This window comes from Streptomyces sp. NPDC102406 (assembly GCF_044765725.1).
In the GTDB taxonomy this organism is placed as follows: Bacteria; Actinomycetota; Actinomycetes; order Streptomycetales; family Streptomycetaceae; genus Streptomyces.
This window is the reverse complement of the sequence record NZ_JBIWKP010000010.1, coordinates 32,520-54,923: the sequence shown is the minus strand read 5'-3', so window position 1 is coordinate 54,923 and position 22,404 is coordinate 32,520. Positions and strand designations below refer to the sequence as shown.

Here is a 22,404-nt window from a genome sequence, read left to right as displayed (position 1 = left end):
CGCTCGCTCAGGGCGCCTTGCTCATCCAGCGGTCGGGGCGGGCCTCGCGCCGCCCGGTGCGCGAGCGGTCCGCCTGGGCCCGCAGCAGCTCCGCCGCCTCCTGGGCGTCCCGCAGCCGGGCCGTCACCGTCTTGTCGGCCCCGGTGTCGAGGCGCAGGGCGGCGACGCGCCAGACCCGCTCCCAGGGGCCCTGGGTGAGGCGCACACTCTGCACCTTGGCGTGCGGGACCAGGGACAGCCGGCGCCGCAGGAGGCCCTCGCGCGCGGCGAACGCCGTCTCCGTGACGGCCACCCCGTAGGCCCGCCACCAGATCGGTACGCACCAGTGGCCGCGCCGGGGCGCCGGAGCGAAGTCGCCCGCCTTGGGCACCTCGACGCCCGGCAGGATGCGGGCGATGACGTCCTCGGCGTGCCCGCGTGGGGCGACGGGGACCAGGACGGAGTTGGCGGACCCCGCGACATGCAGCTCGACGCGGACCCAGCCGCGCCGCCGCCACAGCAGCGGTTCGACGAGGCACACGGTCTGCACACGGCCCGGCGGCACGGTCTCGTGCACCTGGTCGAGCAGCCCGTGGTCGATGCGCAGCCCGTCCTGGGACTCGCCGACCGTCCAGTCGTACTCCTTGATGAACCGGCCCGCGCTGTTGGTGAACGCCCCACCGGCCAGCGGTACACCGGCGGCGATCACTGTCCACAGGTTGTGGGTGACGAACCAGAGGAAGGCCGGTACGGCGATCGCGGCCAGCAGCATCGCCCACGGCATGCCCGTCAGGAGCAGCGACACGGCGAGCATGCGCGGGGGCGTGCGCAGGATCTGACGCGCCGGGGCCTCGCCCACTTCGTGCGCCGTTTCGGGCGCGAACCCCGCCGCGCGCGCGAGGAGTTCGGCCCGCAAGGCGCGTGCTTCCCCCTCGCCCAGGTAGGACAACTCGTCCTTCTTGTCGGCGCCCACTACGTCGAGCTTCAGTTTGGCCACGCCCGCGAGGCGGGCCAGCAGCGGCTGGGTGATGTCGACGGCCTGGAGCCGGTCGAGCCGGATGTGGGCGGTGCGGCGGAACAACAGGCCCGTGCGAATGCGCAGTTCGGTGTCCGTCACCGCGAAGTGCGTGAACCACCAGCTCAGGAAGCCGTACAGGGCGGCGGCCGGTACCAGGACGGCGAGGCCGATCGCCAGGGTGGTGCCGGTGAGGTGGGCGAGTTGGCGCTGCGCCTGGTCCATGTCGTGCACGGCCCAGCCGAGCAGCACGGCTATCGGCGCCCAGGCCCGGCGCAGCGGCGTGACGGGGTGCAGGCGCCGTTCTCGTACGGCGTCGGCGGGCGCGGGGCCCGCTACGTCCTCGGGGGCGCGGGCGGCCGTCACAGGCCCGCCGATCGGGCCTCGCCGAGTTCGGTGAGGCGGTCGCGCAGTCGCTCGGCCTCGGCCGGGGTCAGGCCGGGGACGGTCGCGTCGGTGGCGGCGGCAGCGGTGTGCAACTGGAGGCTGGCCAGGCCGAACTTGCGCTCCAGCGGCCCCGAGGTCACCTCGACGAGTTGCATGCGCCCGTACGGCACGATCGTTTCCTCACGCCACAGGACACCGCGGCTGATGAGCAGGTCGTCGGCGCGTTCCGCGTAGCGCCACGAGCGCCAGTTGCGGCCCAGCATCACCCAGCCCCACGCGAGGACGGCCAGCGGCAGCAGGGCGAACGCCGCCCAGGCCGGGCCCGCGAAGAGCGCGAGCAGCACGCCCGCCGCCACCGCCGGCGGCACCAGCCACAGCACGAGCAACAGTCGGCGCACCTTCAGCAGGCCGGGCGGCAGTCCCGTCCACCGCGGCCCGTCCCCCGACCGGCCGTCGACACCGTCGCTGGGCTCTGTGGCCCCCGTAGTCCCCGTTTCCATGTGACCACCCTACGTAGGAGAGACTGTCCGCATGACGCCCACGACTCAGGCCACGGTCGGCATCGGTGGTGCCGCGGAGAGCACCGACATGGTGCTCAACATCGGTCCGCAGCACCCGTCCACCCACGGGGTGCTGCGTCTGCGTCTCCTGCTCGACGGCGAGCGCATCCAGCACGCGGAGCCGGTCATCGGCTACATGCACCGCGGGGCGGAGAAGCTGTTCGAGGCGCGGGACTACCGGCAGATCGTGATGCTGGCCAACCGCCACGACTGGCTGTCCGCCTTCTCGAACGAGCTGGGGGTCGTGCTCGCCGTCGAGCGGATGCTGGGCATGGAGGTGCCCGAGCGTGCCGTGTGGCTGCGGACCCTGCTCGCCGAACTGAACCGGGTGCTGAACCATCTGATGTTCCTGGGTTCGTACCCGCTCGAACTGGGCGGAATCACTCCGGTCTTCCACGCTTTCCGTGAGCGCGAGGAACTCCAGAACGTCATGGAGGAGGTCTCCGGCGGGCGCATGCACTACATGTTCAACCGGGTCGGCGGCCTCAAGGAGGACCTGCCGCTCGGCTGGACGGGACGCGCGCGGGGCGCCGTCGCGGCCGTGCGTTCCCGGATGGACGTCTACGACCGGCTCGTCCTCGGCAACGAGATCTTCCGGGGCCGCACGCGCGGGGTCGGTGTCCTGTCCGCCGAGGCCGCGCACGCCTACGGGGTGAGCGGTCCGATCGCCCGCGCCTCCGGCGTCGACTTCGACCTGCGCCGCGACGAGCCGTATCTCGCCTACGGGGAGCTGCAAAGCACCTTGAAGGTCGTCACGCGGCAGGAAGGCGACTGCCTGGCGCGCTTCGAATGCCTCCTGGAACAGTCCCATGTCGCGCTCGACCTCGCCGACGCCTGCCTCGACCGGCTCGCCGAACTGCCGCCGGGGCCGGTCAACCAGCGCCTCCCGAAGGTCCTCAAGGCGCCCGAGGGCCACACGTACGCGTGGACGGAGAACCCGCTCGGCATCAACGGCTACTACCTCGTCAGCAAGGGCGAGAAGACGCCGTACCGGCTCAAGCTGCGTTCCGCCTCGTACAACAACATCCAGGCGCTGGCCGAGCTGCTTCCGGGGACGCTCGTCGCCGACATGGTGGCGATCCTCGGGTCACTGTTCTTCGTCGTCGGCGACATCGACAAGTAGGCCGTCGAGCAGACCGCGTGTCTTCACGGCGACCGGCTCGACCAGCCAGCCGAAGTCGCCGAGGCCGCCGCGGGCCGTCAGCTCGGCGGCCTCGCCCGCCCGCGTGAGCGCCCGGACGTACGCGGCGGGGTCCTGGGAGGCGAGCGTCAGCGGCGGACGCCCCGAGGCCACCCCCAGGGCCCGCAGAGCGGCCCGCTGCGCCACGACGCGGGCCTGGGGGGTCGTCGCGCACGCGTCCAGGGCGACATGCGCCGTGATGTCGCAGGAGCCGTCGGGCACCGGTGTCGTCTCGCGGCCGTCCCGGAACCCGGTGAGCGTGCCGAAGGGCGGGCGCGTCCCGCGCGCGTGGGCGTAGTCCACGGCGACCGCGAGCCCGCGTTCCAGGGTGCCTACGGCCGCCGACCAGGCCTCGTCGCGGGGCCGGCCGACCTCGGCGCGCAGTCCCGGCTCCGCGGGCAGCGGCCACCAGAGGTCGAGCCACCGGCGCCGTTGTGCGTCGAGGGGCGCCGTGTCGAGGCTCTCCGTGCCGTCCTCCCGGACGAGCACCAGTCGGGGCGTGCCGTCCGCGTCCGTCTCGACGACGTCCAGGGGCACATTGTCGAGCCACTCGTTGGCGAACAGCAGGCCCTGGACCCCGGCCGGGGCCTCGGACCGCCACTCGATCCGGTGGTCGAGCCCCGAGGGGCGGTCGGCCTTCTCCACCGCGACGGCACGCACGCGTGCGGCCACTTCTTCCGGCAGCTCCCGCAGGACGCCGGAGACCAGCTCGCCGTGGCCCGCCCCCAGGTCGACGAACACCAGCTCGGCCGGTTCCCCGAGCACCGCGTCGACCTGGCACAACAGCCTCGCCACGGCCCCGGCGAACAGCGGGGAGGCGTGCACCGACGTGCGGAAGTGGGCCGCGGGCCCCTCGGGCCTGCGATAGAAGCCGTGGGGACCGTACAGCGCCGCTTCGGTGGCCTCGCGCCACCCGGTCGATCCGCCTTGCCGTACGTTCTCCACGACCGAAGGCTATGTGCAGGGGGAGCACGCGCCTCCACCTTGGGGAGTACGCGCGGCCGATGCGGATCGGTCCTCCGGTTGACCCTTGCACGCTGCGGACTTACCTACTCTGGGTTACGTGCAGCGCCTCTATGACTTCCTCCGCAGACACCCGACGTGGGTCGACGGCTTCTGGGCCGTGATCCTCCTCGGGATCTCGGTGGCGAGTGTCAGCAGCCTCAACGGAGCGCCGCCCCAGCCGAACGAGGGGGCGACGGTGTTCTTCGCCGTCGTGCTGGCCGTGGTCGTGGCGCTGCGCCGCCGCATGCCCGAGAAGATGCTCGTGCTCGCGATCGTCGCGGGCGTCGGCCAGCTCGTCTTCGACGCGAAGGTCAATCCGTCGGACTTCGCCATGCTGGTCATCATCTACACGGTCGCGGTGACCGGCCCCCGCTGGGCGTCCCGGCTCGCCCTCGTCGGCGGACTGTGCGCGGCACCCCTGTCGGAACTTCGCTGGCCCACGCCCCAGACCAGCGGCGCGGGCCAGATCGCCGTCACCGTCTTCCAGATGGTGCCCTTCGCCCTCGCCTGGGTCCTCGGCGACTCGCTACGCACCCGCCGCGCCTACCTGGCGCAACTGGAGGAGCGCGCCGACCGCCTGGAGAAGGAGCGCGAGGCCCAGTCGAAGGTCGCCGTCGCGGCCGAACGGGCACGCATCGCCCGCGAGTTGCACGACGTCGTCGCGCACAACGTGTCGGTGATGGTGGTGCAGGCGGACGGCGCCGCCTACGTCCTCGACCAGGCGCCCGACCAGGCCAGGAAGGCCCTGGAGACCATCTCGGGCACGGGCCGGCAGGCGCTCGCCGAGATGCGCCGGCTGCTCGGCGTGCTGCGCACCGGCGAGCACGAGGAGGGCGGCGAGTACGTGCCGCAGCCGGACGTCGACCAGATCGAGGACCTCGTCGAGCAGGTGCGCACCGCGGGCCTGCCCGTCGACTTCAAGGTGGAGGGCACCCCGCGCCCGCTGCCCAGCGGCGTCGAGCTGACCGCGTACCGCATCGTGCAGGAAGCCCTCACCAACACCCGCAAGCACGGCGGACAGAACGCGGGCGCCAGCGTCCGCCTGGTCTACTTCGACGACGGCCTCGGCCTGCTGGTCGAGGACGACGGCAAGGGCGCCCCGCACGAGCTGTACGAGGACGGCGGCGCGGACGGTCGCGGCCACGGCCTGATCGGGATGCGCGAGCGCGTCGGTATGGTCGGCGGAACGCTGGACGCGGGCCCCCGCCCCGGCGGTGGCTTCCGTATCAGCGCCCTGCTGCCTCTCAAGCCCGCCCATTGACACGTACCAGCAACCGAACCGGCACACGTGGCCACGAGATGTGAGGACCCACCCGATGTCGATCAAGGTCATGCTCGTCGACGACCAGGTGCTGCTGCGCACCGGCTTCCGGATGGTGCTCGCCGCGCAGCCGGACATGGAGGTCGTCGCCGAGGCGGGCGACGGCGTCGAGGCGCTGGAGGTGTTGCGCGCGACAGCGGTCGACGTGGTCCTCATGGACGTCCGTATGCCGAAGCTCGACGGGGTCGAGACGACGCGGCGGATCTGCGCGGACCCGAACCCGCCGAAGGTGCTGATCCTGACCACGTTCGACCTGGACGAGTACGCGTTCTCCGGGCTGAAGGCGGGTGCCTCGGGTTTCATGCTCAAGGACGTGCCGCCCGGCGAACTGCTCACCGCGATCCGCTCCGTGCACAGCGGCGACGCGGTCGTCGCGCCGTCGACGACCCGGCGCCTCCTCGACCGGTTCGCGCCGATGCTGCCCAGCGGCACCAAGGAACCGCAGCACAAGGAGCTGGGGCGGCTCACCGAGCGGGAGCGCGAGGTCATGATCCTGGTCGCGCAGGGCCTGTCGAACGGCGAGATCGCCGCGCACCTCGTGCTCTCCGAGGCGACCGTGAAGACCCACGTCGGCCGCATCCTCACCAAGCTGGGCCTGCGCGACCGCGTCCAGGTCGTCGTCCTCGCCTACGAGACGGGCCTCGTCCGCGCCGGCGGCCACGGCTGAGACCCGCCTCAAGGACAGGCCCTCAGCGCAGCACGCCCTCGATGAAGTCACCGCCGAGGCGCGAGACCACGCTCAGGTCCAACTGGTGCTGCACGTAACGCCCCTGCCGGCGCGTCGTGATCAGGGCCGCCTTCTTCAGGACCGCCAGGTGCCGGGATATCTCCGGCGCCGACATGCCGTGCGCGTCCGCCAGCTCGCCCGTCGTGTACGAGCCGCGCGCGAGGTGGCGGCAGAGCCGCATCCGCACCGGGTGGGCCAGCGCGGACATGCGCAGCGTCAACTGCTCGACGGAGGGCGGCGCCGCGAGCCCCGGTGAGGAGACCGGGTACATGACCACCGGCTGCCAGTCCGCGCGGTGCAGGACCCACAGATGCGGCCAGCCGAGGCTGGTCGGTATCAGGACGAGGTCGCCGTCCCCGGTCGCCGTGGCCCCGTCGGTGATCTTGTCCACGACGACGGTGCGGCCCGCGTCGTCGAGCGAGACCGCGGTGGAGGCGGCCCGCAGGGCGTCCCCGAGCCCCTTGCGGCGCATCAGCTCCGTCTTGTGTCGCGCGTCCGCCGCCAGTTGGTGCTGGACCCGCGCCCACACGTCCGCGAAGAACGCCTCCTCGCAGTCCCGCAGCAACTCCCGGAACCAGGATCTGATCGCGGGCGGGTCGTCCAGCAGACGCTGCGTGAAACGCACCTGGTGCGCGCCGCGCGCCGCCGCCAGGTCGAGCGCGCGCTCGCGGGTGCGCGGGTCGTCCAGGCGGCTGACGGTCCGGCTCGCGTAGGTCGACTGGCAGGTGAACTCCAGGGCCGCGTCCACGAACTGCTCGTCGGAGAGCTTGTCGAGCAGGTCCAGCTCCTCGGCGAGCGTCGCCCCGGGCCGGGTGCGCCGCCCGGCGATCCCCGCCGAGGGCGTGAAGACGTCCGAGAACGTCGTGCGCCACAGGAAGTCCGCCTCGCACATCCGGTCGGCGAGGCAGGGGTCGAGGCGCGCGGACACACTCGTCGTCCAGCCCTGGAGCCCCGGGTGGTGCGCGGGCTCGGCCAGCGCGTGCAGCGCCATGCCCAGCTCGGCCAGGGGCGAGGGCACGACGGCGACGCGCTCGGGCGTCAGGTCCGTGATGTCGATGCGCACGCTCATGGCCCCATGGTGCACGCCGCCACTGACAGCCGGGGTCCCGATTGACGGCTCCCGTCAATCGACGTGACCGGGGAGCGGCGCCGGGAGCAGTCTCATGGTCATCGGCCCCGAAGCGCGACAGAGCAGCCCATACCGGTGCAAATCGCTGCTTTCAGGGGCGTAGCGCGACAATCGACTTGTTGAGTGAGGTGTTCACCATGTCCGTCAGCCAGCAGTACGCCCTCGACGCCTACCGAGCCGCCCAGCGCGGCGAGGCCGCGGGCCCCGCCCCCGGCCTGCACGACTGGACCACCGTCCGCGAGCTGCGCGACTACCGCCGCTTCGAGGCGGTCCTGGCCGGCCGCCCGGCCCGCGGCCGGATCCGCACCGCCCTGACCCGGCGCCTCGCCGCCCGCAGGGCCGCCCAGCACCGGCCCGCCGCGGGCTGCTGACGGCGGGCTACGACCGGCCCGGCAGCCGCCGCACGAAGTCCGCGACGGCCGCGCGGACGTCCTCGGCGCTCCACTCCAGACCCGGCCCGGCGACCGTGACCTCGGTGAACGACAGACCCGGCACCCTGTCCGACGGCGACCAGCGCCCGAACAGCACCGCCTTCGTCTCCTCCGCCTGCGCCACGGCCGCCTCCGTGAGCGCGTCCGGGTCGTACGGCAGCCACACCCGGAACTCGTGCGTGTGCGGCACCTCCGGGTGGACCCGCGCCCAGCCCACCCCGGCCTCCGCGAACCCCTCCCTGATCGCCCGCGCGACCACGCGCGCGTGGACCACGTACTCCGGCAGCCTCGGCAGCTCCCGGTCGAGCCCGACCAGCGCGGCGACCGCCTGCGGGAACTGCTGGAAGATCTGGCCCCCGTACCGGTGCCGCCACGCCCTCGCCTCGTCGACGAACGACTGCGGGCCCGCGAGCGCCGCCCCGCTGAGCCCGCCCAGCGTCTTGTAGAACGACACGTAGACGCTGTCCGCCTGCGCCGCGATCTCGTCCAGCGGGCGCCCGAAGTGCTCCGCGCACTCCCACAGGCGAGCACCGTCGAAGTGCACGACCGCGTCACGCGCGCGTGCCGCGCCGCACACCTCCACCAGCTCCTGCCAGGTGGGCAGCACGAAACCGGCGTCCCTGAGCGGCAGTTCGAGCATCAGCGTCCCGAACGGCTCGTCCAGGGCGTCCACCTCGTCGGCCGTGATCTGGCGCGGCTCGCCCGTGGGGTGCACCGTGCGCAGACCCGTCACCGTGGACAGGGCGGCACGCTCATGGACCTCCGGGTGGCTCAGCGGATGCAGGGCCACGGTCGGGTTCCCGGTGCGCCCCGCCCAGCAGCGCAGCGCGACCTGCTGCGCCATCGTGCCGCTGGGGAAGAACGCGGCCGCGTCCTTGCCGAGCAGCGCGGCGACCTTCGCCTCCAGTCGGGCGACGACGCCGTCGCCGTACCAGTCGAGGTCGCCGTCCAGGTCGGTCACCGACCCCGCCGCCTCCGAGAGCCGCGCGAGCCGCTCGCCCAGCGTCGCCTCGTTCGGCCGCCGCGCCAGCGTGCGCTTCGCGCCCCGCCGGGCCGCGAGCCGCCGCGCGGCCTGCGCGTCCTCCTCGGACCCCTCGGTCTCGTACCCGCTCTCGGCCGCCTCGGTCCCGTACGTGTCGCTCATCCCCGGATCATGTCGTACGCGCGTGCGCTTGCCCACAGCCTGTGGACAGCCGAGGCCCACCCGCCCAGATAGCGTTAACATGACGAGAAATCGTCCGGTACCCCGAGCGGACTGGAACGGAAGGCCGTCGTCCCGTGTCACTTCCCCCGCCGAACCCCCGCCCCGAGCCCACCGACCCCAGCGCCCGCCCGGCCCGCCTCACCGTGGGCGTCGTCGGCGCGGGCCGCGTCGGACCCGCGCTCGCCGCGTCGCTCCAACTGGCCGGGCACCGCCCCGTCGCCGTCTCCGCGGTCTCCGACGCCTCCGTCAGGCGGGCCGCGGCCCTGCTCCCGGACGTCCCCGTCGTGACGCCCGACGAAGTCCTCGCCCGCGCCGACCTCGTGCTGCTCACCGTCCCCGACGACGCGCTGCCCGGCCTTGTCGAGGGTTTCGCCGAGACCGGCTCCGTACGCCCGGGACAACTGCTCGCCCACACCTCGGGGCGCTACGGCGCCAAGGTCCTCGACCCGGCCCTCCGCGCGGGCGCCCTGCCCCTCGCGCTGCACCCCGCCATGACGTTCACGGGCACCGTCGTCGACATCCAGCGCCTGGCCGGCTGCTCGTTCGGCGTGACCGCGCCCGAGGAGCTGCGCCTCGCCGCCGAGGCCCTGGTCATCGAGATGGGCGGCGAACCCGAGTGGATCGCCGAGGAGATGCGGCCGCTCTACCACGCGGCCCTCGCGCTCGGCGCGAACCACCTGGTCACCCTGGTCGCCGAGGCCATGGACCTGCTCCGCGACGCGGGCGTCACCGCCCCCGACCGGATGCTCGGCCCGCTGCTCGGCGCCGCGCTCGACAATGCGCTCAGGTCCGGCGACGCGGCCCTCACAGGACCCGTCGCACGCGGCGACGCCGGCACGGTCGCCGCGCACGTCACCGAGTTGCGCAAGCACGCCCCCGGGACCGTCGCCGGATACCTCGCGATGGCCCGCGCCACCGCCGACCGGGCCCTCGCGCACGGTCTGCTGAAGCCCGAGCTCGCCGAGGACCTGCTCGGCGTCCTCGCGACCGGTGCGGAGGAGACCCGATGAGCACCGTTCTGCTGCACGAGGGCGAGCAACTGCGGGCACGCACGCGTGCCGGGCAGCGCGTCGTCGTCATGACCATGGGCGCCCTGCACGAAGGCCACGCCACCCTGATCCGCACGGCGCGCGCCCGCGCGGGCGCCGACGGCGAAGTGGTCGTCACCGTCTTCGTCAACCCGTTGCAGTTCGGCGCCGGTGAAGACCTCGACCGCTACCCGCGCACCCTGGACGCCGACCTCAAGATCGCCGAACAGGCCGGCGCCGACGCCGTGTTCGCGCCCTCCGTCGACGAGGTCTACCCCGGCGGACAGCCGCAGGTACGTATCGCGGCCGGACCGATGGGCGAGCGCCTCGAAGGGGCTTCACGCCCCGGCCACTTCGACGGCATGCTCACCGTCGTCGCCAAACTCCTGCACCTCACGCGCGCGGACGTCGCCCTGTTCGGGCAGAAGGACGCACAGCAGCTCGCCCTGATCCGCCGCATGGTCCGCGACCTGAACTTCGACGTGGAGATCGTCGCCGTGCCCACGGTCCGCGAGGCCGACGGCCTGGCGCTCTCCTCCCGCAACCGCTACCTGTCCCCGGAGGAGCGCCGCAGCGCGCTCGCCCTGTCCCGCGCCCTGTTCGCGGGCCGCGACCGGCACGCCGCCCAGGAGGCCCTGCGCGCGCGTGCCGCCGAGAACCCCTCCACGCGCGCGCGAGCCCAGGCGCTGGGCGCCCTCGGCGAGGCCCGCGCCGCCGCCGATGCCCACGCCGTCGCCTCACCCGGTGGCCCCGCGGCCGTCCGCGCCGCGGCCCGCCAGGTCCTGGACGAGGCCGCGCGGCTGCGCCCGCCCGTCGAACTGGACTACCTCGCCCTGGTCGACCCGACCGACCTCAGCGACATCGGTGACGACTTCCGGGGCGAGGCCCTGCTCGCCGTCGCCGCGCGCGTGGGAACGACCCGGCTGATCGACAATCTGCCCCTGACGTTCGGAGCCCGACCGTGACCTCCACCGGCATACGTCTGCACGCCCCCGCCCCCGGCTGGTCCGTCGAGGCCGACGTCGTCATCGTCGGCTCCGGGGTCGCGGGCCTGACCGCCGCCCTGCGCTGCGAGGCCGCGGGCCTCACCACGGTCGTCGTCACCAAGGCCCGCCTCGACGACGGCTCCACCCGCTGGGCGCAGGGCGGCATCGCCGCGGCGCTCGGCGAGGGCGACACCCCCGAACAGCACCTGGACGACACCCTGGTCGCGGGCGTCGGCCTGTGCGATGAGAACGCGGTACGCACCCTGGTCACCGAGGGCCCCGGCGCCGTACGCCGCCTGATCGCGACCGGCGCCCGCTTCGACGAGACCGCCGACGGCGCGCTCGACCTGACCCGCGAGGGCGGCCACCACCGCCGCCGCATCGCGCACGCGGGCGGCGACGCGAGCGGCGCGGAGATCTCCCGCGCCCTCGTCGAGGCGGTACGCGCGCGCGGGGTGCGCACCGTGGAGAACGCCCTGGTCCTCGACCTGCTCACGGACGCCGACGGCACCACGGCCGGCGTCTCCCTGCATGTCATGGGAGAGGGCCAGCACGACGGCGTCGGCGCGGTCCTCGCCCCCGCCGTGGTCCTCGCCACCGGCGGCATGGGCCAGGTCTACTCGGCGACCACCAACCCGCACGTGTCCACCGGCGACGGCGTGGCCCTCGCCCTGCGCGCGGGCGCCGAGGTCAGCGACCTGGAGTTCGTCCAGTTCCACCCGACCGTGCTCTTCCTGGGCGCGGACGCCGAGGGCCAGCAGCCCCTCGTCTCCGAGGCCGTCCGCGGCGAGGGCGCCCACCTGGTCGACGCGGACGGCGTCCGCTTCATGGTGGGCCAGCACGAACTCGCCGAACTGGCGCCCCGCGACATCGTCGCCAAGGGCATCACGCGCCGCATGCAACAGCTCGGCACCGAGCACATGTACCTCGACGGACGGCACTTCGGCGCCGACATGTGGGAGCACCGCTTCCCGACGATCCTCGCCGCCTGCCGCGCCCACGGCATCGACCCCGTCACGGAGCCCATCCCGATCGCGCCGGCCGCCCACTACGCCTCCGGCGGCGTCCGCACCGACCTGCACGGCCGCACCACGGTGCCCGGCCTGTACGCGTGCGGAGAGGTCGCCTGCACGGGCGTCCACGGCGCGAACCGCCTCGCCTCCAACTCGCTCCTCGAAGGCCTGGTCTACGCGGAACGCATCGCCGACGACATCAAGGAGCAGCACGCCGCGAAGCACCTCCACGCGCGCGTGCCCGCACCCGTCCCGCACCCGAGCACCCCGACCCACCCCCTCCTGCCGCCCGAGGCCCGCTTCGCCATCCAGCGGACCATGACGGCGGGCGCGGGCGTGCTCCGCTCCGCCGCATCCCTCGCCGAGGCCGCCGACCGGCTCGACCGCATCCACGCCGAGGCGGTCGACTCCCTCGCCGAGCACGGCAAGACCGCCGAGCCCGGCGTCGACACCTGGGAGGCCACGAACCTGCTGTGCGTGGCCCGTGTCCTGGTCGCCGCCGCCCGCCGCCGCGAGGAGACCCGCGGCTGCCACTGGCGCGAGGACCACGCCGACCGCGACGACGCGAACTGGCGCCGCCACATCGTCGTACGCCTGAATCCCGACCGGACCCTGGCCACGCGCACCACGGCCACCGCAGACTTCCCCGCAACGGCAACGAACCCCCAGGAGCAGTGACCGAAGTGAGCGCCACCCCCGACCTCCCCCTGGCAGACGCCGACAACGGCGGCTGCGGCGACAACTGCGGCTGCGCGCACGACGCGGCCGAGGACGCCATGGAGTGCGGCCTCGACCCCTCGCTCGCCCAGCTCCTGCTCGACGCGGGCCTGCACCCGGTCGAGATCGAGGACATCGCCCACATGGCGATCGCCGAGGACCTCGACGGCGGGGTCGACGTGACGACGGTCGCCACGATCCCCGAGGACGCCGTCGCCACCGCGGACTTCACCGCCCGCGAGAACGGGGTCGTGGCGGGCCTGCGCGTCGCCGAGGCGATCATCTCCGTCGTCGCCACCGACGAGTTCGAGGTCGAGCGGCACGCCGAGGACGGCGACCTCGTGACGGCGGGCCAGAAGCTCCTGTCCGTCACCACCCGCACCCGCGATCTGCTCACCGCCGAGCGCAGCGCGCTCAACCTCCTGTGCCGCCTCTCCGGCATCGCGACGGCCACGCGCGCGTGGGCGGACGCCCTGGAGGGCACGAAGGCGAAGGTCCGTGACACCCGCAAGACCACCCCGGGCCTGCGCTCCCTGGAGAAGTACGCGGTCCGCGCGGGCGGCGGCGTCAACCACCGCATGTCCCTCTCGGACGCGGCCCTGGTCAAGGACAACCACGTCGTCGCGGCGGGCGGCGTCGCCGCGGCCTTCCAGGCGGTACGCGACCGCTTCCCCGGCCTGCCGGTCGAGGTCGAGGTCGACACGCTCCACCAGCTCCGTGAGGTCCTGGACGCGGGCGCCGACCTGATCCTCCTCGACAACTTCACCCCGGCCGAGACCGAGGAGGCCGTGGCGCTCACCGCCGGCCGCGCGCTCCTGGAGTCCTCGGGCCGGCTGACCCTGGAGAACGCCGCCACGTACGCGAAGACCGGCGTCGACTTCCTCGCGGTCGGCGCCCTCACCCACTCCTCGCCGATCCTGGACATCGGCCTCGACCTGCGCGAGGCGGCACTCTGATGCTGCTCACCATCGACGTGGGCAACACCCACACCGTCCTCGGCCTGTTCGACGGCGAGGAGATCATCGAGCACTGGCGCATCTCCACGGACGCGCGCAGAACCGCCGACGAACTCGCCGTCCTGCTCCAGGGCCTGATGGGCATGCACCCGCTGCTCGGCGACGAACTCGGGGACGGCATCGACGGCATCGCCATCTGCTCGACCGTCCCCTCGGTCCTGCACGAACTGCGCGAGGTCACCCGCCGCTACTACGGCGACGTCCCCGCCGTGCTGGTCGAACCCGGTATCAAGACCGGCGTCCCGATCCTCATGGACAACCCCAAGGAGGTCGGCGCCGACCGCATCATCAACGCGGTGGCGGCCGTCGAGCTGTACGGCGGCCCGGCGATCGTCGTGGACTTCGGCACGGCGACGACGTTCGACGCGGTCTCCGCGCGCGGCGAGTACGCGGGCGGCGTGATCGCTCCCGGCATCGAGATCTCCGTGGAGGCGCTCGGCGTGCGCGGCGCGCAGCTCCGCAAGATCGAGCTGGCCCGGCCGCGCAGCGTCATCGGCAAGAACACGGTCGAGGCCATGCAGTCGGGCATCGTCTACGGGTTCGCGGGCCAGGTCGACGGGGTCGTGCACCGCATGGCCAAGGAGCTGGCGGCCGACCCGGACGACGTCACCGTCATCGCGACCGGCGGGCTCGCGCCGATCATCCTCGGCGAGGCGTCGGTCATCGACGAACACGAGCCGTGGCTGACGCTGATCGGGCTGCGCCTGGTCTATGAGCGGAACGTCTCTCGTTCGTAGCGAGTCGGCCCCTGCTGCCTACAACCTTCGACCGGCCGCGTCGGTCTGACCCGGCGATCGACATGCCTTGATCGCTGATGTTCCGGAGGACCGCGCCATGCCCAGACCCCTGTCCCGTACCGCGATACGCGCCGCGGTGCCCGCCCTCGCGGCGGGACTCGTCGCCCTCGGCGCAGCGGCCCCGGGCCGGGCGGCCGAGGGAGATCCGGCGATGACGTTCACCATCGGCCAGTACAAAGAGGGCCCGTCGACCGAGGTCGAGCCGTTCGGTGAATTCTCCGAGCAGCCGATCCAGGGGCACAACGTCAGCGGACGGACCCTGAAGAACGTCAAGGTGACCATGGACCTGACGGCTCTCAAGGGACAGTTGGCGGTGACGAACCAGTCGCTGTGCACCCAGCCACGGGAGCTGGTCGAGGCATGTACGTACGGCGAAGCTCTCAAGCCCGGCGACAGCTACGGCGTGGCGGCCTTGGTCTTCGAGGTGCTGCCCGGCGCCCGGCCCGGCTTCTCCGGTGAGATCAGCGTGTCCGCCGAGGCACAAGGGGTGTCCCTCGGCACGACCAAGCTGACCGTGACCATGGCGGACAAGAGCGTCCTCATCGACCGGACCGGACAGGTCCCGCCCGGCGACCCGGTGAAGCCGGGAGGGACGGTGCGGCCCCTGGCCGGCTTCACGAACTTCAGCAGCCGGCCCGTGCGGGACGTCTACGTCAGGCTGCGCCTCACCCCGAGCCTGTCGTTCGCCAGGGAGTACAGCAACTGTGAGTACGGCCTGGACGACAAGCATCCGGCGATGAGCTGTCACATCGCCCAGAACGTCGAACCCGGTGCCGCCTATGACCTGGACCTGGGCCCGCTGAGGCTCACCGACTCCGCGCTGAGCGAGAGCTGGTACGGCGACATCTTCGTGGATGAGAGCGCTTACGAGAGGTCGAAGCCGACCTCGTCGCACCGCGGGAGCGGACCGGAGCTGACGGCCGTACCGCGTGCGAGCGGGCCGACGATCCCGGGGCACGCGTTGCTGTCCGGCTCGGTCGTCGCCGACAACACCCTGGACTTCGAGGCGGTCGGCGCCACCCTCGACGGCAAGGCGGGGCAGGTGGTGACGGCGCACCTGGGCGCACGCAACAAGGGCCCGGCCACCATCAAGAACTGGACGGGCAGCGAGCCCGGAGACGAGCCCACCTCGGAGGTCAGGGTGGTCACACCGCCCGGCACCACGGTGATGAAGGCTCCGGCGAACTGCCGCGAGGACGGCAGCTCCGAGAGGTACTACTGCTGGGAGCCGGAGGCGGAAGACTATTTCCTCGCCGGGAAGCTCACCCCCTTCGACTTCGACCTGCGCATCGACAAGCCCTCCGCACTCGCCCCCGGCAAGATCACGCTGAGCCACGGGAAAGAGGACCTGAACAAGAAGAACGACATCGCGCCGATCATCGTGACCGTCGACGGCAAGCTGGGCGACGGCTCCGCCCCGTCCGCGGGCGGTACGGGCGGCACGGGCTCGGCGGCGGGCGGCGCCACGGCGACCCCGGGCACCGGTGACTCCTCGGCCTCGCCGGGCACCGGCGGCTCCGGCACGGCCTCGGGCGGCACCGGAACCGGCTCCATGGCCGCCACCGGCGCGGGCGCTCTTCCGTGGTACGCGGCCGGGGCGGGCGTGGCCCTGGCCGTGGGCGCCGGGCTGTTCACCCTCGCACGCCGCCGCCGGACCGCTCGCGCGTAGGTCCTCGCACCATTCCCGGGCGCCGGGGCACGCCCGGGAATTGCCGGTTAAGCCGATTTGTCCGTAATAAGCCGTATCGTCGCCGCATGCCCACGCCCTACGGAAACCGCGGCGGCCTGGCGTTCGGTGCAGAAGAGCTGCGTGTGCTCCGACGCGCCCTCGCCCTCGCCCTCCATCCCAGCCCCGCCTCGGACAAGGACGTCCGGGACTGTCTGCGACTCGCGGAGTCGGTCGACGACGCCGCGCGGGAGAGCGCCCGCATGCGGGCCTTCCTCCTCGCCGACCTCGACCGGTACCGGGCTGCCCTGCCCGGCTCCGTGACCGGCTATCTGAGCCTCCTCCAGGACGCCCTGGCGGCGGGATACCAGCCCGGTGCCGACGACCTCGCGGGCCTGCGCGCCCTGCGCGGCAACCCCACCGCGGCGGCCCTGCTCGGCCGCTGCCAGGTCCTCGCCGAGCAAGGCGTACGGGACCGGCTGGAAGCGCGCCGGCGACCGCGCGTCCCGGCCTCCCGTACGCATCTGCTGGCGCTGCCCGGCGGCCTGGTGAGCAGCGACCGGCAGCCCGAGAGGCCCCGGCCGGACACGCCGCCGAAGCCCGTGCCCACCCCGGCCGAGGTCTTCCCGCCCAAGCGCCGACCCGCGCAGCCCACGGCCCCGCCGCAACGGCTGGCCGCGGGCTAGCTACTCTGGAGCCATGGAATACGTCTCCGCGCTCGTGCCCCCCGTAGTGATGGCCGTGTTCTTCATCGGCCTGATCGTGACGATCGTGAAGTCGCAGGGTGGCGACAGGAAGGCCAAGGAGGACGCGGCCGTCGACGCCGCCCTCGCGCGCGCCGAGGCCGCCCGCCAGGGCGGCACCGTGCAGCACGAGGCCGGCGCCTGAGCGGGCCGGGCCCCAGGGCCGCAGCGTGAGGAGGGGCGCCCACCGGGCGCCCCTTTTGCTATTGATTGACGCCGTTTGCCACGTTGGGCGTTGAATTACCGTCTTCTCCCACTATTGTGCTGCTCGTGCCCCGCCCCTTGGGAGAACTCGAAGACGCAGTGATGACACGGGTGTGGAAGTGGAACCGCCCGGTGACGGTGAGAGAAGTCCTGGAGGATCTCCAGCAGGAACGGTCGATCGCCTACACGACGGTCATGACCGTATTGGACAATCTCCATCAGAAGGGCTGGGTGCGCCGCGAGGCGGAAGGCCGGGCCTATCGATATGAGGCCGTCTCCACCCGCGCCGCCTACTCGGCCGCACTGATGAACGAGGCCTGGGCGCGCAGCGACAACCCGGCAGCCGCGCTCGTCGCCTTCTTCGGCATGATGTCGCCCCAGCAGCGCGAGGCGCTCAGGGACGCCATGCGCATCGTTCAGCCCGAAGTGTCCGCCGAAGCCCCGCCCGAAGTGCCGACCGAAGTGCCCTCAGGACCCGGGGAAGCGGACGACGGGACCGGGCGATAGCGTCCGCTCATGCCAGCAGAGCCCCCCGAAGTCTTCGCACGCTCCGATTCGACCGCTAAAGCGGTCACCGTCCGCAGGGCCAGGACCGCCGATGTACCGGCGGTGCGCCGACTGCTCGACGCGTACAGCCGCCAGGGGATCCTGCTCGACAAAGCCACGGTGACCCTTTACGAGGACATCCAGGAGTTCTGGGTCGCGGAACGCGACGACAACGCGGAGGTCGTCGGCTGCGGCGCGCTGCACGTCATGTGGGAAGACCTGGCGGAAGTCCGCACGCTCGCGGTGAACCCGCAGGTCAAGGGCGGTGGCGTCGGTCATCAGGTGTTGGCCAAGCTGTTGCAGACCGCACGCTGGCTCGGCGTTCGGCGCGTTTTCTGTCTCACCTTCGAAGTCGAGTTCTTCATGAAGCACGGCTTCGTGGAGATCGGCGAGACGCCCGTCGATACGGTCGACACCGATGTCTACAGCGAGCTGCTGCGTTCCTATGACGAGGGCGTAGCGGAGTTCCTCGGTCTCGAACGAGTGAAACCGAACACCTTGGGCAACAGCCGGATGCTTCTGCATCTGTGATCGTCCCGTGAGGTATTCCGGCAACGGCCGTCGAGCGGTTCCCTATGTCCGAAACGCGCATGTTTTCGGCCCGGCCGGGCAGCGTACAACTCCGAGATCTCTCCCGATCTCAGCCAGGGGTTTGTGTTTTTCCCGCAAAAGCGGTTTGCTTTCCGACGTACTGCAGTACTGCATATAACAAGGGGACGGCGAAACAGCGGCCACGGTCGCAGGGGGCCGGCCCTTCAGATATCGATGAAAGGAAATCCGGTGGCACAGAAGGTTCAGGTCCTTCTTGTCGATGACCTCGACGGTGGCGAGGCGGACGAGACCGTGACGTTCGCGCTCGACGGCAAGACGTACGAGATCGACCTCACCACCGCCAACGCGGACAAGCTTCGCGGGCTGCTCGACGCGTACGTCAAGAGCGGCCGTCGCACCGGTGGCCGTTCCACGAGCGGCCGGGGCAAGGCGCGCGCCGCGTCCGGCGGCAACCAGGACACCGCGCAGATCCGGGCCTGGGCCAAGGAGAACGGCCACGAGGTCAACGACCGCGGCCGCGTTCCCCAGGCGATCCGCGAGGCCTACGAGAAGGCCAACGGCTGATTCCCCGGCGCTGCCGATGCGCGGCGCAGGCGGGCCCGGTGGCAGTGCGTCGCCGCCGTGTCCACGAGTCGTACGAGATCGGGGGCGCCCCCACCGCCCCCCACGACCGACCAGGTCGAGACGGCCGTCAGGGTCGTCAGGGCCGGCAGCACCGCTTCCACCTCGCGGCCGGGCTCGGGGGGCCGCACCCACACGGCGGCCTCCCGCGAACCGGTCCACCCCGCGGGCGTCGGCGCGTCGATGAACCCGCCCGCGCCCACGGCGACGAGGTCAAGGGGCAGCGCGCCCCACTCCAGCCAGTCCAGCAGGCCGGGCAGCTCGTCGGCGCTCCCCGCCGCGACCAACAACTGCATCGTCTCTCCCCGGACGGCCACCGGCGACCGGGGATCGCACCTGTGCAGCATCGCGAAGCCCGCGTCGGCCGGCAGCTCCAGCACGTCGAACCGCAGACCCGTACGGAGCCGGACGCCCTCGGGGCCGCTCGTCGCGGCCCAGCCGAGCTCGTCCTCGTACCACTGCCGGACCGCGTCGGCTCCCGCCGCGTCGGGCGGGAGCCGCGGCGTCGGGACGGCGCTGCCGGTGACAGACGTGAAGGCGACCATGCCCTGAGCAACCCTTCGGAGCGTCCAGGGGTTACGTTTGGTGGCGAGACGAACGCGCTGGGTGTTCGAGAACGGGGCGTACGAGAGCGTGAAGCGGCGCAATGGTGTTCGCCCGTAGCGGAGGGAACCGGCGTGCGCCGCATGGAGTGTCAGTGAGTGCGGGTAAGACATCCCTAGTGGGAGGGGCGACACGAGTTCGCCGGGCATCTCGCGTTCGCCATCGGCGTAGTGATGGTGAGGGTATCTGCCTGGCCTGCGGGAACATCGTCTCGCACCATCGGGTTGGAGCAGTTGTCGGCGTTCGGGGGCAGGAGGCCATCAACCGGTGTCGGCAGTTGGAATGAGCGGTCCCCGCTTGCGGGACTAAGCTGCGGAAGGACAGGGAGGGGACCGACCCCTTTACTGCCTGACCGCTCTGAGGAGCGATTAACGATGTTCGAGAGGTTCACCGACCGCGCGCGGCGGGTTGTCGTCCTGGCTCAGGAAGAAGCCCGGATGCTCAACCACAACTACATCGGCACCGAGCACATCCTCCTGGGCTTGATCCACGAGGGCGAGGGTGTCGCCGCTAAGGCCCTGGAGAGCCTCGGGATTTCGCTCGAGGCGGTCCGCCAGCAGGTGGAGGAGATCATCGGTCAGGGCCAGCAGGCCCCGTCCGGGCACATCCCCTTCACCCCCCGTGCCAAGAAGGTCCTGGAGCTGTCGCTCCGCGAGGCCCTTCAGCTCGGCCACAACTACATCGGCACGGAGCACATCCTGCTCGGCCTGATCCGTGAGGGCGAGGGCGTCGCCGCCCAGGTCCTGGTCAAGCTGGGCGCCGATCTCAACCGGGTGCGGCAGCAGGTCATCCAGTTGCTCTCCGGTTACCAGGGCAAGGAGACCGCCACCGCCGGCGGTCCTGCCGAGGGCACGCCCTCCACGTCCCTGGTGCTCGACCAGTTCGGCCGCAACCTGACGCAGGCCGCTCGTGAGTCCAAGCTCGACCCGGTCATCGGGCGCGAGAAGGAGATCGAGCGCGTCATGCAGGTCCTGTCGCGCCGCACCAAGAACAACCCGGTCCTGATCGGTGAGCCCGGCGTCGGCAAGACCGCCGTCGTCGAGGGCCTCGCCCAGGCCATCGTCAAGGGCGAGGTGCCCGAGACCCTCAAGGACAAGCACCTCTACACCCTCGACCTCGGGGCGCTGGTCGCCGGTTCCCGCTACCGCGGTGACTTCGAGGAGCGCCTGAAGAAGGTGCTCAAGGAGATCCGCACCCGCGGCGACATCATCCTGTTCATCGACGAGCTGCACACGCTGGTCGGTGCGGGTGCCGCCGAGGGCGCCATCGACGCCGCTTCGATCCTGAAGCCGATGCTGGCCCGCGGTGAGCTCCAGACCATCGGTGCCACCACGCTCGACGAGTACCGCAAGCACCTGGAGAAGGACGCCGCTCTCGAGCGCCGCTTCCAGCCCATCCAGGTCGCGGAGCCGTCGCTGCCGCACACCATCGAGATCCTCAAGGGTCTGCGCGACCGCTACGAGGCCCACCACCGTGTCTCGATCACGGACGAGGCCCTCGTGCAGGCGGCCACGCTGGCCGACCGGTACATCTCGGACCGCTTCCTGCCCGACAAGGCGATCGACCTGATCGACGAGGCCGGTTCCCGGATGCGCATTCGCCGGATGACCGCGCCGCCGGACCTCCGCGAGTTCGACGAGAAGATCGCGGGCGTGCGTCGCGACAAGGAGTCGGCGATCGACTCCCAGGACTTCGAGAAGGCGGCTTCTCTCCGTGACAAGGAGAAGCAGTTGCTCGCCGCGAAGGCCAAGCGCGAGAAGGAGTGGAAGGCCGGCGACATGGACGTCGTCGCCGAGGTCGACGGCGAGCTGATCGCCGAGGTCCTCGCGACCGCCACCGGCATCCCGGTCTTCAAGCTGACCGAGGAGGAGTCCTCGCGTCTGCTGCGCATGGAGGACGAGCTCCACAAGCGGGTCATCGGCCAGAAGGACGCCGTCAAGGCGCTCTCGAAGGCGATCCGCCGTACGCGGGCCGGTCTGAAGGACCCGAAGCGTCCGGGTGGTTCGTTCATCTTCGCCGGTCCGTCCGGTGTCGGTAAGACCGAGCTGTCCAAGGCGCTCGCCGAGTTCCTCTTCGGTGACGAGGACGCGCTGATCTCCCTCGACATGTCGGAGTTCAGCGAGAAGCACACGGTCTCGCGTCTCTTCGGTTCGCCCCCCGGCTACGTGGGCTACGAAGAGGGCGGGCAGCTCACCGAGAAGGTGCGCCGCAAGCCGTTCTCCGTCGTCCTCTTCGACGAGGTGGAGAAGGCCCACCCGGACATCTTCAACTCGCTGCTGCAGATCCTGGAGGACGGTCGCCTGACCGACTCCCAGGGCCGCGTCGTGGACTTCAAGAACACGGTCATCATCATGACGACCAACCTTGGTACGCGTGACATCTCCAAGGGGTTCAACCTGGGCTTCGCGGCCACGGGTGACACGAAGTCCAACTACGAGCGTATGAAGAACAAGGTGTCGGACGAGCTCAAGCAGCACTTCCGCCCCGAGTTCCTCAACCGTGTCGACGATGTCGTCGTCTTCCCGCAGCTCACGCAGGAGGACATCCTCAAGATCGTCGACCTGATGGTCGGCAAGGTGGACGAGCGTCTCAAGGACCGCGACATGGGCCTCGAGCTCTCGCAGTCCGCGAAGGAGCTCCTGTCCAAGAAGGGTTACGACCCGGTGCTGGGCGCGCGTCCGCTGCGTCGCACGATCCAGCGCGAGATCGAGGACACGCTGTCGGAGAAGATCCTCTTCGGCGAGCTGCGTCCGGGCCACATCGTGGTCGTCGACACGGAGGGCGAGGGTGAGGCGAAGACCTTCACCTTCCGGGGCGAGGAGAAGTCGGCGCTGCCCGACGTCCCGCCGATCGAGGACGCGGCCGCGGGTGGTTCCGCGGGGCCGAATCTGAGCAAGGAGGCGTAACCCCTCCGGGGTGAGCCCGAGTACGGGTGGGCCCGGACCGTTCCTGAGGAACGGTCCGGGCCCACCCG

22 protein-coding genes are annotated in these 22,404 nt (G+C 71.7%); 16 read left to right on the top strand and 6 right to left on the bottom strand.

All coding sequences use genetic code 11. From position 1 onward, the window contains the following. Positions 1-7: 7 nt before the first annotated feature. Positions 8-1,360: a PH domain-containing protein gene (locus ACIRF8_RS30460; RefSeq protein WP_404219971.1), complete on the bottom strand. Its 1,353-nt coding sequence runs from the start codon at positions 1,358-1,360 to the stop codon at positions 8-10. After that, positions 1,357-1,881 (bottom strand): PH domain-containing protein, encoded by a 525-nt coding sequence (locus ACIRF8_RS30455; RefSeq protein WP_404219969.1) that lies wholly within the window; start codon positions 1,879-1,881, stop codon positions 1,357-1,359. Before ACIRF8_RS30455 ends, ACIRF8_RS30460 begins: the two co-directional genes overlap by 4 nt. A gap of 31 nt (positions 1,882-1,912) precedes the next feature. On the opposite strand from ACIRF8_RS30455, the gene ACIRF8_RS30450 reads away from it, so the two are divergent. Then, positions 1,913-3,064, top strand: coding sequence for an NADH-quinone oxidoreductase subunit D (locus tag ACIRF8_RS30450; protein WP_404219967.1), 1,152 nt, complete (start codon positions 1,913-1,915; stop codon positions 3,062-3,064). Here the strand turns inward: ACIRF8_RS30450 and ACIRF8_RS30445 are convergent. Further along, the gene (locus tag ACIRF8_RS30445; protein WP_404219965.1) at positions 3,029-4,066 is read right to left on the bottom strand and encodes an SAM-dependent methyltransferase; all 1,038 of its coding nucleotides are present in this window, start codon (positions 4,064-4,066) and stop codon (positions 3,029-3,031) included. The two genes, ACIRF8_RS30450 and ACIRF8_RS30445, sit on opposite strands and share 36 nt — an antisense overlap. 118 nt (positions 4,067-4,184) lie before the next feature. Here ACIRF8_RS30445 and ACIRF8_RS30440 point away from each other — a divergent pair, with 118 nt between their 5' ends. Next, the gene (locus ACIRF8_RS30440) at positions 4,185-5,387 is read left to right on the top strand and encodes a sensor histidine kinase (protein ID WP_404219963.1); all 1,203 of its coding nucleotides are present in this window, start codon (positions 4,185-4,187) and stop codon (positions 5,385-5,387) included. 55 nt (positions 5,388-5,442) lie between these two features. After that, the gene (locus ACIRF8_RS30435) at positions 5,443-6,114 is read left to right on the top strand and encodes a response regulator (RefSeq protein ID WP_404219961.1); all 672 of its coding nucleotides are present in this window, start codon (positions 5,443-5,445) and stop codon (positions 6,112-6,114) included. Between the two features lie 22 nt (positions 6,115-6,136). Here ACIRF8_RS30435 and ACIRF8_RS30430 read toward each other — a convergent pair whose 3' ends face one another. Then, positions 6,137-7,243, bottom strand: coding sequence for a DUF5937 family protein (locus tag ACIRF8_RS30430; RefSeq protein ID WP_404219959.1), 1,107 nt, complete (start codon positions 7,241-7,243; stop codon positions 6,137-6,139). Positions 7,244-7,440: 197 nt separating this feature from the next. Here ACIRF8_RS30430 and ACIRF8_RS30425 point away from each other — a divergent pair, with 197 nt between their 5' ends. Then, a complete protein-coding gene (locus ACIRF8_RS30425) occupies positions 7,441-7,674 on the top strand; it encodes a hypothetical protein (RefSeq protein WP_404219957.1) in 234 nt (77 codons plus the stop codon). A 7-nt stretch (positions 7,675-7,681) separates the two neighbouring features. On the opposite strand, the gene ACIRF8_RS30420 is transcribed toward ACIRF8_RS30425, so the two are convergent. After that, positions 7,682-8,878 carry a threonine aldolase family protein gene (locus tag ACIRF8_RS30420; protein ID WP_404219955.1) on the bottom strand — a complete coding sequence of 399 codons (1,197 nt, stop codon included), beginning with the start codon at positions 8,876-8,878 and terminating at the stop codon, positions 7,682-7,684. 134 nt (positions 8,879-9,012) lie between these two features. Between ACIRF8_RS30420 and ACIRF8_RS30415 the strand changes: the two genes are divergently transcribed. The 11 genes from ACIRF8_RS30415 (at position 9,013) to ACIRF8_RS30365 (ending at position 18,770) form a co-directional block, all read left to right on the top strand. Continuing rightward, positions 9,013-9,948 carry a Rossmann-like and DUF2520 domain-containing protein gene (locus ACIRF8_RS30415; RefSeq protein ID WP_404219953.1) on the top strand — a complete coding sequence of 312 codons (936 nt, stop codon included), beginning with the start codon at positions 9,013-9,015 and terminating at the stop codon, positions 9,946-9,948. Further along, on the top strand, positions 9,945-10,931 hold the full coding sequence (panC, locus tag ACIRF8_RS30410; RefSeq protein WP_404219951.1) for a pantoate--beta-alanine ligase: 987 nt from the start codon (positions 9,945-9,947) through the stop codon (positions 10,929-10,931). Before ACIRF8_RS30415 ends, panC begins: the two co-directional genes overlap by 4 nt. Then, positions 10,928-12,643, top strand: coding sequence for an L-aspartate oxidase (locus tag ACIRF8_RS30405; RefSeq protein ID WP_404219949.1), 1,716 nt, complete (start codon positions 10,928-10,930; stop codon positions 12,641-12,643). Before panC ends, ACIRF8_RS30405 begins: the two co-directional genes overlap by 4 nt. After that, positions 12,640-13,638, top strand: coding sequence for a carboxylating nicotinate-nucleotide diphosphorylase (gene nadC, locus ACIRF8_RS30400; protein ID WP_404219947.1), 999 nt, complete (start codon positions 12,640-12,642; stop codon positions 13,636-13,638). Before ACIRF8_RS30405 ends, nadC begins: the two co-directional genes overlap by 4 nt. Beyond that, positions 13,638-14,435 carry a type III pantothenate kinase gene (locus ACIRF8_RS30395; RefSeq protein ID WP_404219945.1) on the top strand — a complete coding sequence of 266 codons (798 nt, stop codon included), beginning with the start codon at positions 13,638-13,640 and terminating at the stop codon, positions 14,433-14,435. Before nadC ends, ACIRF8_RS30395 begins: the two co-directional genes overlap by 1 nt. 97 nt (positions 14,436-14,532) lie before the next feature. Next, positions 14,533-16,164, top strand: a complete 1,632-nt coding sequence (locus ACIRF8_RS30390) for a hypothetical protein (protein WP_404219943.1) — start codon at positions 14,533-14,535, stop codon at positions 16,162-16,164. Positions 16,165-16,250: 86 nt separating this feature from the next. Then, complete coding sequence (locus tag ACIRF8_RS30385) at positions 16,251-16,847, top strand: hypothetical protein (protein WP_404219941.1); 597 nt, start codon at positions 16,251-16,253, stop codon at positions 16,845-16,847. Between the two features lie 13 nt (positions 16,848-16,860). Then, positions 16,861-17,049 carry a hypothetical protein gene (locus tag ACIRF8_RS30380; protein WP_404219939.1) on the top strand — a complete coding sequence of 63 codons (189 nt, stop codon included), beginning with the start codon at positions 16,861-16,863 and terminating at the stop codon, positions 17,047-17,049. Between the two features lie 125 nt (positions 17,050-17,174). After that, positions 17,175-17,615, top strand: a complete 441-nt coding sequence (locus ACIRF8_RS30375) for a BlaI/MecI/CopY family transcriptional regulator (protein WP_404219937.1) — start codon at positions 17,175-17,177, stop codon at positions 17,613-17,615. Between the two features lie 9 nt (positions 17,616-17,624). After that, positions 17,625-18,185: an amino-acid N-acetyltransferase gene (locus tag ACIRF8_RS30370; protein ID WP_404219935.1), complete on the top strand. Its 561-nt coding sequence runs from the start codon at positions 17,625-17,627 to the stop codon at positions 18,183-18,185. 249 nt (positions 18,186-18,434) lie between these two features. Further along, on the top strand, positions 18,435-18,770 hold the full coding sequence (locus tag ACIRF8_RS30365) for an Lsr2 family protein (protein ID WP_404219933.1): 336 nt from the start codon (positions 18,435-18,437) through the stop codon (positions 18,768-18,770). Here ACIRF8_RS30365 and ACIRF8_RS30360 read toward each other — a convergent pair. Then, on the bottom strand, positions 18,749-19,372 hold the full coding sequence (locus tag ACIRF8_RS30360) for an SCO3374 family protein (RefSeq protein WP_404219931.1): 624 nt from the start codon (positions 19,370-19,372) through the stop codon (positions 18,749-18,751). The genes ACIRF8_RS30365 and ACIRF8_RS30360 overlap by 22 nt on opposite strands. Positions 19,373-19,804: 432 nt before the next feature. On the opposite strand from ACIRF8_RS30360, the gene ACIRF8_RS30355 reads away from it, so the two are divergent. Further along, positions 19,805-22,336, top strand: a complete 2,532-nt coding sequence (locus ACIRF8_RS30355) for an ATP-dependent Clp protease ATP-binding subunit (RefSeq protein WP_404219929.1) — start codon at positions 19,805-19,807, stop codon at positions 22,334-22,336. Positions 22,337-22,404 lie beyond the last annotated feature (68 nt).